Below are 15807 nucleotides of genomic sequence, written 5' to 3'. Positions count from 1 at the left end.
TATATCAGGCTATTTGACCGCCCCGAGCGCCAGCCCCCGGACCAGGTAGCGCTGCAGCCAGATGAACAGGATCGCCACCGGCAGTGTCGCCAGCAGCGTCGCCGCCATGACGTGATGCCACTCGATCGTGTAGCGGCCGGCGACGAGGGAAAAGACCTGGATCGGCAGCGTATAGCTTTCCTGGCTGCGCAGCATGGTGAGCGCTACGACGAACTCGTTCCAGGCGTTGATGAAGGTGAAGATCGCGGTCACCGCGATTGCCGGCAGGCAGAGCGGCAGGAACACTTTGCGCAGGGTCAGCCAGCGGCCGGCGCCCTCCATCCAGGCCGCCTCTTCGAGGTCGCGCGGAATGGTGTCGAAATAGCTCTGCAGCATCCACACGGTGAAGGCGACGTTGAAGGCCATGTAGATGAAGCCGAGCGCCGTCGTCGATTCGACCAGCCCCCAGGCGGCCATCAGCCGGAACAGGCCGAGCACCAGCACGATCGGCGAGATCATCTGCGAAATCAACAGGAACTGGCGGAAGGCGCCATAGCCGGTAAAGCGAAAGCGCGACATGGCGTAGGCGGCGGGAACGGAGATGAGGATGGCGCCGACCGTGGCGATGACCGACACGTAGAGCGAATTGGCCAGCGCCTGGCCGAAACCGGTCGCCACCCACATGTCGGCGAAATTCGACCAGCGGAACTCGCTCGGCCACCATGTCGGCGACAGCACCTCCTGGCGCGGCTTGACGGCGGTCAGGAACATCACCGCGAAGGGAAAGATCGTCACCACGATCAGCGGCGCCAAAAGCAGCCAGGCGATGATCGTGCGTTTGAGCTTGCTGGTCATGCGCGCTGCTCCCGCATCGCCAACCGTACATAGATCATGGTGAAGACCAGTAATATGGCGAACATGACCAGCGACACCGCCGAGGCCTCACCCAGTTTGCCGATGCGGAAGGCGAGCTTGTAGAGGTGGGTGACCAGGATGTCGGTCGAGTTGGCCGGCCCACCCTGCGTCATCACCCAGATGATCGGGAACGAGTTGAAGACGTAGATGGTGTTGAGCACGATGGCGATGTTGATGAACGGCTTCAGCAGCGGAAAGGTGATCTCGCGGAACTGCTGCAGCGGCGTGGCGCCTTCGAGCGCCGCCGCTTCGTAGAGATCGTCCGGGATCGACGACAGGCCGCCGAGGAAGATCGTCGTCGTGAACGGCACCGTCACCAATATGCCGATCAGCACTTGCATCGGAAACGCCGTCTCGGCGCTGGCCAGCCACTGGATGTTGTGGTCGATCAGGCCAAGGCCAAGCAGCGCCGAATTCAGCATGCCGCTTTCGCCGCTAAGCGCCCAGCGCCAGACCACCGCCGTCATGGTCAGCGACACGGCCCAGGGCAGCATGATGATGACGCGGGCAATGCCACGGCCGTAGAAATCGGTGTTGAGGATCATCGCCACCGGCACCGACAGCAGCAGCGCGCCGCCGACCACCAGCACGGTCCACACACCGGTGCGCCAGAGTGCCGCGACGAAATCGGGATCGGCGGCAAGCGACGCGAAATTGGCAAGGCCGCTGAACTCGCGCAACTGGCCGAAGCGGTTGACGTCATGCGTCGAGATCTGGATCAGGTCCCAGACCGGCCAGAAGATGACGACCGCCGCCAGGAACAGGCTGGGCAAGGTCAGGAGATAGGGCAGGAAACGATTTTGCATCGGCTGGCCTGGCTGGCGAATCCAAAATTCGCATCCGCAAGATGTGGCGCGCCCCGCCTGAGTCTGGGGCGCGCCACGGGGCGCAGGGAGATACGCCCTATTTGTTGAGCTACTTCTTCAGCACCGCATTGGCCTTCGCCGCCGCGTCCTTCAGGCCTGCCTCGGGGTCGCCGCCGAGATAGATCTTCTGCATGGCGTCCGACGTGATCTGGGCGATCTCTTCCCAGCCCGGAATGACCGGCGCGAAGCGGGCGTCGGGCAAGAGCGCGGTGAAGGCGGCGAGATCGGCATTGTTGACGTAGTAGTCCATCTTGGCCTCTTCCTTGTTCACCGGCAGGAAGCCTTCGCCTTGGGTGAACTTGGCGCGCTGCTCCGTGGTGAACAGGAAGTCGAGCAGCTTCCAGGCCTCGTCCTTGTTCTTGGAGTTCTTGAACATGATGATGGAATCGGTAACGCCATAGGTGCCGCGCGCTCCGGTCGGACCGGCCGGAATGGCCGCCACGCCGTATTTCAGCTTCGGCGCCTCGTCCTTGATCTGGTTGGACAGGAAGGGCGCGGTGATCATCATGCCGACCTTGCCCTGCTTGAACAGGTTCTGCACGTCCTCGCGGTTGTTGGAGGTGACGCCCGGTTCGGTCAGCCCCTCGTCGATCATCGACTTGTAGAGCTTTGCGGCTTCGAGCGCGCCCGGCGTGCCGAGGCCCGACGTGCCATCCTTGTTGAGGATCTCGGTGCCTTGCGACCACATGGCGTAGTAATAGTAGACGTCGGTCTCGATCTCCTTGCCCTGCAGGCCGAAGCCGAAGGTGCCGGACCCCAGCGCCTTGATCTTGCGCGCATCGTCCTGCAGCTCGGTCCAGGTCGCCGGCGGCTTGGCCATGCCGGCCTTCTCGAACAGTTCCTTGTTGTAATAGAGCGCGCGCGCCGAAGCGGCGATCGGCAGGCCGTAGGTCTTGCCGCCCATGATCGAGGGCGACAGGAAGGTGTCGATGAAGCGGCCCTTGAAGTCGGGCGTGATGTAGCTGTCGAGCGGCTCGGCGACGTCCTGCTGGACGAAGTCGATCAGCCAGCGCGTGCCGATGATCGACAGGTCCGCATTGGTGCCAGCTGTGATGTCGGTGGTCAGCTTCTGCAAGAGCACATCCCACGGCACGACCTCGAACTTGATCGTGATGCCGGGGTTCTTGGCCTCGAACTCCTTCTTGACCGCTTCGAAATACGGACCGGTCTTGGCGCTGTATTCGGCGACAGTGACGCGAACTTCACCCGCATTCGCCTGCGCCGCGAAGGCCAGCATGCTCATTCCGGCCATCAGGCCGACAGTCCATTTGGCAAGGCTCATCTGATCTCTCCCATTGTTCCGCGCATTTGCGCTCCTTGTGCCGATGGCTGGCACAAGATTTATGTGACTTTCCTACATTATCGGGGATTTCACGGCATGCAAGCGGATTATCATGTTGCTTAATTACATTCCTTTCAGTAGCCTGCCGGCATCTGCCTGACCTGCGGGAGGAGCAAGCGCCGTGGTTTCGAAAGCCGAATTCGAAGGCCGCACTGTCGTCGTCACCGGTGCCGGCGGCGGCCTTGGCTCGGCGATCGTCGCATTGCTGGCCGGACGGGGCGCCCGGGTGGTCGGCTGCGACCAGTCGCAGGCGGCGCTGGCAAGCCCGCACCTTGCCTCGCGCCATGTCTTTAACCTTCTCGACCGGGCCTCGATCGAGGCGGGGATCGCCGCCGTGCTGGACGAAGACGGCGTGCCCGACATCCTGATCAACAATGCCGGCTGGACGCGCGCCGAGACGATTTCCGCGCTTGATTCCGACAAGATCGAGCACGAGCTCGGCCTCAATCTGACCGGGGTGATGATGTTCGCCGACCCTATTGCGAAGGCGATGGCGGCGCGCGGATCGGGCAGCGTCGTCTTCATCTCTTCCGTCAACGCCATCGCGCATTTCGGCAATCCGGCCTACGCCGCGGCCAAGGCCGGCATCAACGCCTATGCCAAATCGATCGCCGTCGAACTCGGCCGCCGCGGCGTGCGCGCCAATGTCGTCTGTCCCGGATCGATCCGCACCGCCGCCTGGGACCATCGCCTGGCCAAGGATCCGGAAATCCTCGGCAAGCTCAAGCGGCTCTACCCGCTCGGCCGCATCGTCGACGCCTCGGAAGTGGCGGAAGCCGTGGCTTTCCTTGCATCCGACCGCGCCTCGGGCATAACAGGCGTGGTGATGCCCGTGGATGCTGGGCTGACCGCCGGCTGCCTGCCGTTCATCGATGACATATTGGGAGCGTGACCATGACCGACGTCCTGTTTCGCAACCTGTCGAAATCCTTCGGCCAGCACAAGATCCTCGAGGACATCAACCTCGACATCAAGACCGGCGAGTTCGTGGTGCTGGTCGGCCCGTCGGGGTGCGGCAAGTCGACCTTGCTGCGCATGCTGGCCGGCCTCGAGACGATCAGTTCCGGCGACCTTCTGATCGGCGGCACGCGCGCCAACGATTTGCCGCCACAGCAGCGCAACATCGCCATGGTGTTCCAGTCCTATGCGCTGTTCCCGCATCTGAAAGCCTCGGACAATATCGGCTTCGGGCCGAAGATCCGTGGCGAGAGCCGCGCTGCGATCAATGACAAGGTCAAGAAGGCCTCCGGCGTGCTCAACCTCTTCTCCTATCTCGACCGCTATCCCCGCCAGCTCTCGGGCGGCCAGCGTCAGCGCGTCGCCATGGGCCGCGCCATCGTGCGCGAGCCATCGGTGTTCCTGTTCGACGAGCCGCTCAGCAATCTCGACGCGCAGTTGCGCGTGCAGATGCGCACCGAGATCAAGGCGCTGCACCAGCGGCTGAAATCGACCATCGTCTATGTCACCCACGACCAGATCGAGGCCATGACCATGGCAGACCGCATCGTTGTGATGGACCGTGGCCGGATCCAGCAGGTTGGCGCCCCGCTCGAGCTCTATGACCGACCGGCCAACAAGTTCGTCGCCGGCTTTCTTGGCTCCCCGTCGATGAGCTTTGTCTCGGGAGCCCTCAAGGCAACGCCCGGGAAAAGCTGGTTCGAATCGGCTGGCGGCGGACGGCTTGCGCTTGCCGGCAAGGCGGCGTCGGCTGGCAATGCGGTGGAGGCCGGCATCCGGCCCGAGCACTTCATCATCGGCGAGGCCGCCTATGCCATGGCGCTCAAGGTGGATGTCGTCGAGCCGACCGGCTCTGAAACCCATGTCTATGGCGCCATCGGCACGGATACTGTACGCGCCGTCTTCCGCGACAGGGTGCCTGTCAAGCCGGGCGACCTGCTGCCGGTCTCGGTCGATCCCGGCAACATCCATCTGTTCGACAAGGCGACGGGCCTGCCGCTATAAGGCCTGCCCCGAAGGCAACGGCATGAAGACGAAACAGCAAACATGAAGACGCCGGCCGACATCATCACGCGGCTGCAGCTGATGTCGCAGGACGGCACCAAGTCGGACCGCCGGCTGGCCGGCCTTGTGCTGTCCGATCTCGATTTCGCCTCCAAGGCGGCCATCTCCGAAATTGCCGCGCGCGTCGGCGTCAGCGAACCGACGGTGACGCGCTTCTGCCGCAATCTCGGTTGCGAGGGCCTGCGCGACTTCAAATTCTACCTGGCCCAGGCCATCGCCATTGGCGGCCAGTATCTGTCGCCCGAGCCGCTGAGCCGCGACGCACGCGAGCAGCGCATCGCCTCGGCCATCACCGAAGCGGCGATCTCGGCCATCCAGCGCGCCAGCGAAAACCTCGACATGACGACGCTGGTCGCCGTCGCCGAGCGGCTTGCGACGTCGGGCAATGTGCTGTGCATCGGCTCCGGCGGCATCTCTTCGATGATGGCGACCGAGATGCAGAACCGGCTGTTCCGGCTTGGCCTGCCGGTGCTGGCGCAGATCGACGGGCAGTTGCAGCGCATGTACGCCGCCGTTGCGACGCCGGAAACCACGCTGGTCGCCTTTTCGGTATCGGGCTATGCGCGCTCGGTCATCGAGGCGGTGCAGGTCGCCCAGCAATATGGCGCCACCACGGCCGCCATCACCGCGCCCGATTCGGCGCTGGCCAAGGCCGCCGACACGGTCATCCACCTGCAGCCGCTCGAGGACGGCAACATCTACAAGCCGACATCGTCGCGCTACGCGCTGCTGGCGATCGTCGACATGATCGTCACGTCAGTGGCCGAGACGCGCGGTCCGAAAGTGCTGGAGAATTTGCGCCGCATCAAGCAGAGCGTGAACACGCTGAAGGTCGACGACCCAAGGCTGCCCTTGGGGGATTGAAGGCGTACCGGGGTGGTCGCGTTGGGCAAAGCCCCGTCACCCGGATTGCCGACCGAATTGCGAAGGGCAATTCGGGACAATCCGACCTCTCCCCGAGGAGCCAGCGCCGGCGCTTTCCTCTTCTCCCCCAGGGGGAGAAGGTGGCCGCGAAGCGGGCCGGATGAGGGGGACGCCCTCGACAGTCCAGGCACTACCGGCAGAGCGCCTCAGCACGCGGCGCCAGCGTCTCCGGATCGCCCACGATGCGCACAGTCTTCAACCGGCTCGTGCCGCCCGCAACCACCGAAACGGCCGATGCCGGCACGCCCAGCGTCCTGGCGACCAGTCTCTCCAGCGCGTGATTGGCGGCGCCGTTTTCCGGCACGGCACGGACCCGCGCCTTCAGATGGCTTCGCCCGTCCGCCGCCGTTTCGACACCTTCCAACCTGTCCAGGGAAGATTTCGGCGTCAGCCGCACGAACAGGTCGATGCCGTTCTCGCGGATGCGGAGCGGCGCGCTCATGCGGTCGCCAGGCTCAAAGCACCAGCGGCGCCACGGTAGTGAGAATGAACTGCCTGACGAAGAACAGGATCAAGAGCAGGATGATCGGCGAGATGTCGATGCCGCCAAGGTCCGGCATGAAGCGGCGGATCGGCCGCAGCGCCGGCTCGGTCAGCCGGTAGAGCATGTTGCCGATGCTACCGACGAACTGGTTGCGCGAATTGACGACGTTGAAGGCGTAGAGCCAGGAAAAGATCGCCGAGGCGATGATGATCCACCAATAGAGGTCAAGCGCCATGACGATGGTTTGAATGAGGGCGAGCATGCCGGTCTCCAATTGTTGCCGACATGTAGCCATTGCGCGCCAAACCGGCAAGGGCCGCCGGCCGACGCACCGGGCAACGAGGATTTCGGCAAAACGCCGCCTTGACAGAAATCCGCCACGCCCGATAAATGCGCCATCCGTTGGACGGGGCTGTAGCTCAGCTGGGAGAGCGCGTCGTTCGCAATGACGAGGTCAGGAGTTCGATCCTCCTCAGCTCCACCATCGGAATAATCGGTTTTCGGCCTTTCTGTTGCGCGTCACCAGGGCGCAAGCACCATCCAATGCATCGCAATGTGGCGTCCAGCGCCAAAATCTCCCAGAACAAGCCATGGGCGATGTCGCGGTCTCCGGGGCAAGACAATTGTCAATTGGACTTATGGCGATGGCCGTTGTCGGATCGCCGCTATTTTTTTTGGAAGCCGCCCCATTAGAGTGGCGTTCTCAAATCAGTTTTTTCTGTGTGTTGTGACAAGGCGTTTCGGCGGGGGCGACCGAAGGCGCTATATGGACTGCGAGTTGAAATGAAGAATTCGCCTGCGAAAGCAAAGACGTGTCCATTCGCGAGAACCTTGCTGCAAATCTCAGACGGCTCTGCAAGGACCATGCCTCCGTTAGCGCGGTATGCCGCGAGCTGGGTATCAACCGCACGCAGTTCGAACGGTACCTGCAAGGGCAGACCGTTCCGAACAAGGCCACGGCCAAGCTGATCTGCGACTACTTCCGGATCGACGAAGCCGAACTCTACCAGGACCCTGGCGCCCCCGAGCACAGGGCTCCCGGCCTGCCGCCGATTTCCGAAAGCCTGTTCAACCAGATGATCCGCCCACCCGCCCCGTCGATCGCGGGCGGCACCTATTTCACCTACTTTTCGATCCCTGCCCGTCCCGACCTCCTGATGCGGTCGGTGACCTTCGTGCGTCGCGAGGCCGAGCTGGTCACATTCCGCAGGGTCACCGGATGGTCGGAGCGGCGTGGCTCGACATGGGCGCGGGCGCGCGGCAACCACTATGGCGTGGCGATCTCGCGCCTGAACTGGATCTATTTCAGCGGCGTCAACCGACGCCAGACCGGCGAACCGTCGCTGATCTCCGTGCAGTGGGCTCCCATCTCCGAACCGGTGCTGACGGGCAAGGCCATGCTTCTGACCGAGGCCGGGCCGGCCTTCGTATCGGTCATCATGCGGCAGGATATGTCCGGTATCCGGCCGCGGCATGCGATCCGCTTGGCGCATGTCGTCAGGCTCGACGATCCCGGCATCGATCAACTCGTCGCCAGTCTGGCCCGGGACGGGCTCGGTTAGCCGATCGGTTACGCTAAATAAGAACAAGAATATCCCGAAAAAGCGTATGCTAGCGATTGCCTACTCCATATCTGAGCAAAATCGATATTTTAGACTTTATCGCCAAGAAAGATATTTTAGATCATATCGGCTTTACTACAATTTTAACAAACCATTAACTCTTTCGACCTTACCTTTCCTCACGCAGATCCCGCTGTGGGGGTCTTTCAACAGATCCCATGGGGGGTCGGGAAAGGGACGAAAATGGCCAAGAAAGTGAACAATGCCCCGAAGCTGACGGTCGCCGCGGGCACGCAGACCGTCTTCTTCTCGCAGGGCATGCACTACAACAAGCGCTGAAGTCGTTCGGCGCCGATCGGCGGTTCGCCTGTCGGCGCCTCACGGCAAAACGGCATTCAGCATCATGAAAATGCGCTCTTCAAAAACGCTGGTCTTCTATCCCGGGACCAACAAGGTTACGGCCTGCAATTTCCTGACCCGCAGCGTCTTCGAATGCAGCCCCGAGGTGATCGGTCTTCTCGCATCCTGGGACGAATGGGCCTCCGCGGCGGAAATCGCGCGCGCGCACGGATGGTCGAAGTCCGACCTCAACGCGGTCGTCCCGCAATTGCTTGATTTTTCCGCCCTGGTCACCGCCGGCTCGCCGCTCGCCGAACAGGAAACAAAATTCTCCGGACAGTGGAACTGGGGCATCCCGACGGCGCTGATGCACTTCTGCGTCCAGGACTCGGAGTTCATGACCATTGAACAGGCCGAAGCCCGCCAGATCGAGCGCGCCGGTCGCGTCGCGCAGCCCGACCTCATGCTCAAGAATGCAGCCGGCGCCATTCGGCTGCCGAACGCACTCGACGACAACGAACTCCTGACCCTGATGGCGCGGCGCCGCACCAACCGCAGCGCCGCCGCCCCCACCATCACCGCGCAGCAGCTCTCCGACTGCCTGTTCGCGGGCATGGGCATCACAGGCGAGACCCGCAACTGCGTCGGCGCCCTGCCGCTGGGCATGACCCCTTCGGGCGGCGCGCGCAACCCTTACGAGGCCTATGTGGTTGCCCGTGGCGTCGAGGGCCTCGAGCCCGGCGTCTACCACTATTCCGCCGCCGATCACGACCTCGGCGGGATCTCGGCCAGCCATCTGCCGAGGATTTCCGAACTGGTCGGCGGCCAGAAATGGGCGGATGCGATGCCTTGCCTGATCCTGCTTTGCGCCAGGCTCGACCGCACCATGTGGAAGTATGAGGACGCCAACGCCTATCGCGTCGTGCTGATCGAGGCCGGCCATATCGGCCAGAACATGATGTTGGCGGCGACCAGGCATGGTCTGTCGGCCTGCCCCACGGCGGCACTCAGCCATTCGGCGATCAAGCGGCTTCTCGGCCTCGACCGCCTCACCGATGCACCCATCTATGCATTGACCCTTTCGACCCCGGAACCAGACCCGCATTCGGCGGGCCGGTCTATTAATTAGCCGTCTTAGTATATCCGTTGCAGCCTGTACGCGTTCCTGAGTTCCACCAGATGACAGGAGAAGCACGTGGCAAATCAGTCCCTACGCCAGTCAGAGATCGATAGCCTTCAATATATCGCGACGATGAGCAACGAGCTCGTGCAGATGGCTGAAGCAAGCCGTTTTCCCATGATCTCCTACCTGCTCGGCATGGCCTATGCCGAAGCCTTCGACGTCCTGCGCGGCGCGCGGCCGGCAAGGCATGCGCAGCTCAGTGGCAACCCGATGCATGCCAAGCCGAAGGACGCTCAGCCAAGGAGAGCGTAGCGCATGCTATCGTCAGCCTTTGCGCGCCGGCAGGCTCTCAGTCGAACCGGTGGGCGACGCTGTGCGCCCTGCAAAGCCCGCTGCCGCTCCAGAAAAGCCGCGGCCAGCCATCCGACACCGCCGCGATCCCCGCCTTGATCGCCAGGCGCCCGCAAATGGACTTTACTCATAGAGATTCGAGGGGGACCCGCCGATGAACATGATCGTACCCATCAGAAGCGCCGACGCCGGGGAGAGTGTCTTCGGCCGGCTCCAGACCCTGATCGCCAGCCGGCCGGTATCGCCGGGTGCCGCACGCGCCGAGGCCCGGCAACTGATTTCCCTGGCGATGGGCGACACCTGGCAGGCCGACTGCCTGTGGGGCGCGGCGGACGCCTTCCACGCCCATTTCGACTTCATGATGCAGACCGTCGAGATCAACGGCGCCGATGACCCGAACCTCAGGATACTGCGCACGAAATGCCGCTTCTACCTGGAGCAGGTCGAAGCGCTGTGCCAGTCGATGAGCCATTGACTGCTATTCGTACAAAGGTCGGACAGCACCAGCATCTGGCCGGGCCCTTGCTCTAATCCCGCAAATTGAACACGAACGGCGCCGTGCGGCTGACGCGCGAGCCGAGTTCCGGGGGCGGTGCCGGCACCGCTGCGCCCTGCAGCACGGCCAGCGCGGCACGGTCGAGGTCGGGATCGCCAGAAGAACGGGCCACGCGGGCCGACAGCACCCTGCCGGACGCATCCATCGTGAATGTCACGTTCACATTACCCTGCGCGCGCCTGGATTTCGCGGCGCTGGGATAGCGCTTGTGCCGGTTGATCCATGCCGCCAGCCGGGATTCCCACTTGGCCGGGCTGACGCCCGAGAACCCTGCCGCAGATTTCGGCGCGGCCGCCCTGGCCGCCGGCCTTGTCACCGCGCTTGCGGTGGCAACCGTCCTTGCCGGCTCGGTCTTTTCCTTCCTTGGCCGCGGCTTGGGCTTTTCCACCGGCTCTTTCGTCTTGGCCTGGACCGGCGTCTTTTCCCTGGATTCCTCGACCGGCTTCAGCGGCGGCAACGGAACGACGACCTCTGGCGTGACGGCCTCGACGATTTCGGGAACGACCTCGTCCGGTGGCGGCTGGTCGACCGGTTCGGCCTCGGCTGTCCTGGTCGGCTCGGTCTCGTCGGGCGGCACCGTTGCCGGTTGCTCGGCGACCTTCTCGGCCTCCTCGACGGGTTCGGCCTGATCGGGCATCGCCGCTTCCGGCATCGCGGCCTGTTCGGGCACGGCCGGCATCACCGCCATCGGTGCCATTTCGATCACCTGGGCCGGCGGCGGCCCGCCATCCGTCTCGACCGGACTGAAGCTCTGCACCGCATAGGCGACCGCGACATGGGCGCCAAGCACCAGCGCCGCAGCACTCGTCCACAAGCCAAGATCGCGCCAGCCGAAGCGCGACAGGTAAGTCGCGGGCAGGGCGGCGGCCTGCGTCATGGCGCGGCCATTCCCGCGGCGGCAGGTGCCGGGGCATCGGCCGCGGGCGCCGTCTCGAGGCCGACCAGGGCGATCTTGAGATAGCCGGCGCCGCGCAGCAGGTTCATGGCCTCCATCAAATCGCCATAGGCGACCGCCTTGTCGGCGCGCAGGAAGATGCGCGTCTGCTTGTCGCCTTTTGTCCGGCCGTCCAGCGTGGCCGCGAAGGCCAGGCGCGGCACGCTGTCGTTGCCGATCGCCAGCGTAAGATCATCCTTCAAGGTCAGGAACAGCGGCGTTTCGGGTCGCGGCGGCGGCGTCGCCGTCGAGCCCGGCAGGTCGACATTGACGTCCACCGTCGCCAGCGGTGCGGCGACCATGAAGATGATCAGCAGCACCAGGATGACGTCGATGAAGGGTGTGACGTTGATCTCGTGGCTCTCCTCGAGATCGTCGTCCTTGGTCTGGCGGATTCGGCTTCCCACGGCGTCGCTACTCCGCCGCCAGCGCCGTCGCCGGCGCCGTGCGGAAATCCAGGTCGCGGCTGACCAGCCTCTCGACGCCCGCCGAGGCATCGGCGAGGATCTGCCGGTAGCCGGCTATCGAGCGGACGAAAACATTGTAGATCACCACGGCCGGAATTGCCGCGAAGAGGCCCATCGCCGTTGCCAGCAGCGCCTCGGCGATGCCCGGCGCGACCACGGCAAGATTGGTGGTCTGTGCCTGCGAAATGCCGATGAAGGCGTTCATGATGCCCCAGACCGTGCCGAACAGGCCGACGAAGGGTGCTGTGGAACCGATCGTCGCCAGCACGCCGGTGCCGCGCGAGATGCGCCGCGACGCCGCCGCCTCGATGCGCGACAGGCGCGAGGCGACCCTTTCCTTCAGCCCATCGCCGCCGACATGGTCGAGCGCGCCAGCCGAGAGTGCGGTCTCTTCTTCCGCTGCCTTGACCAGAAGCGCGCCGGGACCGCGGCTGCGGTCGAGCACACGGCTGGCCTGCTTCAGCGTCGCGGCCTCGCCGATCGCGCGGGCGGCGCGGCGGATACGCAGTTTGCCACCAAGAATCTCCAGCGACTTGGCCAGCCATATCGTCCAGGTGACGAAAGAGGCGAAGGACAATCCGATCATCACCGCCTTCACGATGATGTCGGCGGCCATGAACATGCCCCATGGCGACAGATCGTGCGGCAGGTTCAGCTCCATTGGCTATCTCCAATGCGGCCGCCGATTTCCCATTTCTGGCCGCGGCCGTCCGATGTCCGGGTTGATTATGAAACATGACTACGCAAGTCAACATTGAAGATGATCGCAACAGTCAACAATTCGTCGGGACAGCCTGTGACGTTGGCCAGCGGCGGCACGATGCCCGCAACATCCTGCTTCTTCGCGTCACAGCCTCGGCCTGAGTGGACGACTTGAGCTTCGCCAGTCAGGATGGCTCTCACGATCGGTAAGGAGACACCCTCGGATGATCAAGGCGACGCCCTTCGACTTCCCGTATGACGGCAGGCTGGCGGCCGAAAATACGGCACTTGTCGTCATCGACCTGCAGCAGGATTTCCTGTCGACCACGGGCTATTTCGCCAGAAAAGGATATGACCCCTCGCCGCTGCGGGCGGTCCTGCCCACGGTGAACCGGCTTCTATCAGCCGCGCGCAAAGCCGGCGTCACGGTCATCCACACCCGGCAGGGCTATCGCGCCGACATGGCCGACATGACGCCCTATGAGAAATGGCGCCGCAAGCGTTCCGGTCTCGACGGCACCGATGTCTTGCTGCGCTCGGGCGCGGGGTTCCAGATCGTTCCGGAGATCGATGTCGCGCCTGATGACATCATCGTCGACAAGACCTGCAACAGCGCCTTCACCTATACGGATTTCGAGCTTGTGCTGCGCGCGCGAGGCATCACGCACCTGATGTTTTCCGGTTGCACGACCGACGTCTGCGTCCACACCACGCTGCGCGAGGCCTGCGACCGCAACTTTCAGTGCCTGACGATCTCGGATGCCTGCGCCAGCGGCGACAGACAAGCCCACGAGGCGGCGCTGCACATGGTGACGGTCGAGGACGGCGTCTTCGGCGTCCTGGCCGATTCAGCCGCCGTCATCGACGGCCTGTCGCGGCTTGCCGGCAGGTATCACGCAGACGATTGATTGATCGGCCTCAGCCCGCGGCCCGCGTCTCCAGCCCCGCGCGGGGCGCATAGGCCCCCGGATGGAAAGCATCATGCTCGCGGCGCGCCAGCGAGTTGCGCAGCAGCGCGATCGTTTCGCGGCCGGCCGTCGCGATCTCGCGCGGCGTGTCGACGCCGACGATCATGAACTCATCGATCCCGAGCCCGGCATAGGCAAGCAGCGACAACGCGACCTGGGCCGGCGGCCCGGACAGGTCGACCGCCTTGTGGCCGGTCGCGGAAGCGCCCCGGTGGATCCGCACCGGAAGCGCAAAGCGCAGCTTGCCGGCCCGGCCATGTTCGGCGGCAGCGCCACGCGCCCGCTCCATCAGCTGCCTGACATCATCGATCGAGCCCGGCGCCAGTTCGAAGACATCGGCATGCCGGCCGGCCACTTTCAGCACCGTTCCCGATTGCCCGCCCATGCGGATGGTCAGGTCGGCGCCGTGCGGACCTTTGCGCGGGACATAGCCGCCCTTGATGCTGTAGAACGCACCTTCATGATCGAAGGGCTGGTCGTTCGACCACAGCCGTTTCAAAAGCACGAGATATTCATCGATGCGCTGCCAGATGACGCTGTGCCCGACCGGCCGTGACTCGGCATCGTCATCATTCAACGGCTCGCTGATTATCCGCAGCGCCAGCCGTCCACCGCTTTTTCGATCTATCGATGCCAATTGGCGCGCCGCCACGGTCGGCTCGACGACGCCCGCCCAGTGGGTCAGCACAACCTCGAGCGAGGCGGTGCGGTCCAGCACCTGAGCGGCAAGATCCATATTCGTCAGCAGCCCGGCCGAATCGTCGACGACAATCTTCTGGAAGCCGCCATCCTCGATCAGTCCGAGCTTGGTCGCCGTCTCGGCAAAGTCATAGAAAAACGGAATGGCGGCGTCGGCGGTCTTGCCGGGGACATGGGTGAATTCGATCGGCATTGTCATCTCCTCCATCGCTGGAATCATGGATGCGCTGAAATTCGAACCACGGCCGCGCGCAAACGCACCGGAATCCGGTTCATTCAACTCCGATTGCCTTGATACAGTGGGGAACTAACCCCTGTCGCTCTGGTGCCCTAGGGAATGAGGCCCAGAACAACGGCCCCGGTGAACACGAACGCAAGGGCAAAGACGAGATAGGCGAAAGCCCCGGCATAGGCCGGGCGAAAGGTCTGGGCATTGGCCAGCCTCTGGCCGCTGCTGTCAGTCTGAGCGTTCTGGATATAGGACATATCGACCTCCGTCTCGCCGGTTAATCTATAAAACTTGTAGACTTTGTCGATTGCTATTTTTGAGCTGTCGGCAGAATAATTTTCTCAATTCAGAAGCTAAGTTGGTTTCGAGTTGCTGGGATCGCTTTCCGACGCGACTGATCGGCAGGGGCATGAGCCTTGCTTCTGACGCGCCCGAATGGACCTATGGCCTTGTTCCCGCAGCACCCAATTCGTCCATTGGCCGCGTGGTGCGGGCGCTGTAGCATCGCCCGACAAGCAAAACGCGAACCGGGTCGAACAGGGGAATAAAATGGGCAAAAGACTGGCCGGCAAGGTGGCCATCATCTCGGGCGGCGCGACGGGAATGGGCGGGGCTGCATCGGAACTGTTCGCGGCCGAAGGCGCCAAGGTGGCGATCATCGACCGCAATGGCGAGGCGGCCGCCGCCACGGAAGCGACAATCCGCGCACGGGGTCATGTCGCCGAGCATTTCGTCGCCGACGTCTCCGACGAGGCGCAAGTTCAGGCGGCGGTGAAGGGCGCGACCGAAAAACTCGGGCCCGTCACGGTTCTGTTCAACCACGCCGGCACCATCGTGATAAAGCCGTTCCTGGAGACCACGGTGCAGGAATGGGACTGGCTGCATGCCGTCAATGTCCGCTCGATGTTCCTGATGACACGCGCCGTGCTGCCCGGCATGATCGCGGCGGGCGGTGGCTCGATCGTCTGCACCTCGTCGATCTCGGCCGTGGCGGCCACACCGATGGAGGTGCTCTACGACACCACCAAGGGCGCCTGCCACATGTTCGCGCGCGCCATTGCCGTCGAATTCCGCGACCGCAACATCCGCTGCAACGCCGTCTGCCCCGGTTTTATCAGGACGCCGCACGGTCTGCGCGAGGTCGCCGACCTCGGCAAGCTCGGCGTCGACGTTTCAGACGCGGCATTGGCGGCACAGCAGGGCCGCATCGGCGAGCCGGAGGAAGTGGCCAAGGCGGCGCTGTATCTGGCCAGCGACGAGTCGAGCTTCGTCAACGGCGCGCATCTGTTCGTGGACAACGGTTTTACGGCGATGTGAGGCTTTTCATGGACGACGCGGCGCCCTT

At 63.7% G+C, this 15807-nt stretch carries 18 protein-coding genes, 1 tRNA gene and 1 pseudogene; 10 read left to right on the top strand and 10 right to left on the bottom strand.

The window, feature by feature from the left end:
- Positions 1-9: 9 nt before the first annotated feature.
- From ACWGS8_RS00405 to ACWGS8_RS00395, 3 genes are all read right to left on the bottom strand, one after another.
- Positions 10-834: a carbohydrate ABC transporter permease gene (locus ACWGS8_RS00405; protein ID WP_454579096.1), complete on the bottom strand. Its 825-nt coding sequence runs from the start codon at positions 832-834 to the stop codon at positions 10-12.
- Positions 831-1700 carry a carbohydrate ABC transporter permease gene (locus tag ACWGS8_RS00400; protein ID WP_454579095.1) on the bottom strand — a complete coding sequence of 290 codons (870 nt, stop codon included), beginning with the start codon at positions 1698-1700 and terminating at the stop codon, positions 831-833. Before ACWGS8_RS00400 ends, ACWGS8_RS00405 begins: the two co-directional genes overlap by 4 nt.
- 109 nt (positions 1701-1809) lie before the next feature.
- Entirely contained in the window at positions 1810-3042 is a 1233-nt protein-coding gene (locus ACWGS8_RS00395; protein ID WP_454579094.1) for an ABC transporter substrate-binding protein, read from the bottom strand.
- Positions 3043-3223: 181 nt separating this feature from the next.
- On the opposite strand from ACWGS8_RS00395, the gene ACWGS8_RS00390 reads away from it, so the two are divergent.
- The 3 genes from ACWGS8_RS00390 to ACWGS8_RS00380 are packed head-to-tail and all read left to right on the top strand — an operon-like array spanning position 3224 to position 5988.
- Positions 3224-3994: an SDR family NAD(P)-dependent oxidoreductase gene (locus tag ACWGS8_RS00390; protein ID WP_454579093.1), complete on the top strand. Its 771-nt coding sequence runs from the start codon at positions 3224-3226 to the stop codon at positions 3992-3994.
- 2 nt (positions 3995-3996) lie between these two features.
- Positions 3997-5064, top strand: coding sequence for an ABC transporter ATP-binding protein (locus ACWGS8_RS00385; protein WP_454579092.1), 1068 nt, complete (start codon positions 3997-3999; stop codon positions 5062-5064).
- Positions 5065-5106: 42 nt separating this feature from the next.
- Positions 5107-5988, top strand: coding sequence for a MurR/RpiR family transcriptional regulator (locus ACWGS8_RS00380; protein ID WP_454579091.1), 882 nt, complete (start codon positions 5107-5109; stop codon positions 5986-5988).
- Between the two features lie 190 nt (positions 5989-6178).
- Here ACWGS8_RS00380 and ACWGS8_RS00375 read toward each other — a convergent pair whose 3' ends face one another.
- Together ACWGS8_RS00375 and ACWGS8_RS00370 are read right to left on the bottom strand one after the other, a co-directional pair.
- Complete coding sequence (locus tag ACWGS8_RS00375; protein WP_454579090.1) at positions 6179-6490, bottom strand: DUF167 domain-containing protein; 312 nt, start codon at positions 6488-6490, stop codon at positions 6179-6181.
- A 13-nt stretch (positions 6491-6503) separates the two neighbouring features.
- Positions 6504-6794 (bottom strand): YggT family protein, encoded by a 291-nt coding sequence (locus ACWGS8_RS00370; protein WP_027047523.1) that lies wholly within the window; start codon positions 6792-6794, stop codon positions 6504-6506.
- Positions 6795-6940: 146 nt separating this feature from the next.
- On the opposite strand from ACWGS8_RS00370, the gene ACWGS8_RS00365 reads away from it, so the two are divergent.
- The 5 genes from ACWGS8_RS00365 (at position 6941) to ACWGS8_RS00345 (ending at position 10382) form a co-directional block, all read left to right on the top strand.
- Positions 6941-7016, top strand: a tRNA-Ala gene (locus ACWGS8_RS00365).
- A 328-nt stretch (positions 7017-7344) separates the two neighbouring features.
- Positions 7345-8094 (top strand): helix-turn-helix domain-containing protein, encoded by a 750-nt coding sequence (locus ACWGS8_RS00360; protein ID WP_454579089.1) that lies wholly within the window; start codon positions 7345-7347, stop codon positions 8092-8094.
- Between the two features lie 409 nt (positions 8095-8503).
- Positions 8504-9562: a SagB/ThcOx family dehydrogenase gene (locus tag ACWGS8_RS00355; RefSeq protein ID WP_454579088.1), complete on the top strand. Its 1059-nt coding sequence runs from the start codon at positions 8504-8506 to the stop codon at positions 9560-9562.
- Positions 9563-9628: 66 nt separating this feature from the next.
- Complete coding sequence (locus ACWGS8_RS00350; protein WP_010912222.1) at positions 9629-9868, top strand: hypothetical protein; 240 nt, start codon at positions 9629-9631, stop codon at positions 9866-9868.
- 193 nt (positions 9869-10061) lie between these two features.
- Positions 10062-10382 carry a hypothetical protein gene (locus ACWGS8_RS00345; protein ID WP_454579087.1) on the top strand — a complete coding sequence of 107 codons (321 nt, stop codon included), beginning with the start codon at positions 10062-10064 and terminating at the stop codon, positions 10380-10382.
- A gap of 52 nt (positions 10383-10434) precedes the next feature.
- On the opposite strand, the gene ACWGS8_RS00340 is transcribed toward ACWGS8_RS00345, so the two are convergent.
- From ACWGS8_RS00340 to exbB, 3 genes and pseudogenes are all read right to left on the bottom strand, one after another.
- The gene (locus tag ACWGS8_RS00340; RefSeq protein WP_454579086.1) at positions 10435-11340 is read right to left on the bottom strand and encodes a TonB family protein; all 906 of its coding nucleotides are present in this window, start codon (positions 11338-11340) and stop codon (positions 10435-10437) included.
- Positions 11337-11804 carry a TonB system transport protein ExbD gene (gene exbD, locus ACWGS8_RS00335; protein WP_454579085.1) on the bottom strand — a complete coding sequence of 156 codons (468 nt, stop codon included), beginning with the start codon at positions 11802-11804 and terminating at the stop codon, positions 11337-11339. The genes ACWGS8_RS00340 and exbD overlap by 4 nt, the downstream gene beginning before the upstream one ends.
- A 7-nt stretch (positions 11805-11811) precedes the next feature.
- A pseudogene (gene exbB / locus ACWGS8_RS00330) lies at positions 11812-12525 on the bottom strand (tonB-system energizer ExbB); the annotation flags it as partial.
- A 265-nt stretch (positions 12526-12790) separates the two neighbouring features.
- Here exbB and ACWGS8_RS00325 point away from each other — a divergent pair.
- Positions 12791-13474, top strand: coding sequence for a cysteine hydrolase family protein (locus ACWGS8_RS00325; RefSeq protein ID WP_454579084.1), 684 nt, complete (start codon positions 12791-12793; stop codon positions 13472-13474).
- Positions 13475-13484: 10 nt separating this feature from the next.
- Here the strand turns inward: ACWGS8_RS00325 and ACWGS8_RS00320 are convergent, their stop codons facing one another.
- Both ACWGS8_RS00320 and ACWGS8_RS00315 read right to left on the bottom strand, forming a co-directional pair.
- Positions 13485-14426, bottom strand: a complete 942-nt coding sequence (locus ACWGS8_RS00320; protein ID WP_454579083.1) for an LLM class flavin-dependent oxidoreductase — start codon at positions 14424-14426, stop codon at positions 13485-13487.
- 137 nt (positions 14427-14563) lie between these two features.
- Positions 14564-14719 carry a hypothetical protein gene (locus tag ACWGS8_RS00315; RefSeq protein WP_010912229.1) on the bottom strand — a complete coding sequence of 52 codons (156 nt, stop codon included), beginning with the start codon at positions 14717-14719 and terminating at the stop codon, positions 14564-14566.
- 292 nt (positions 14720-15011) lie between these two features.
- Here ACWGS8_RS00315 and ACWGS8_RS00310 point away from each other — a divergent pair, with 292 nt between their 5' ends.
- Positions 15012-15779: an SDR family NAD(P)-dependent oxidoreductase gene (locus ACWGS8_RS00310; RefSeq protein ID WP_454579082.1), complete on the top strand. Its 768-nt coding sequence runs from the start codon at positions 15012-15014 to the stop codon at positions 15777-15779.
- Positions 15780-15807 lie beyond the last annotated feature (28 nt).

It is taken from the genome of Mesorhizobium sp. 43Arga, assembly GCF_053714255.1.
This window is presented reverse-complemented; position numbering and strand designations above follow the sequence as displayed.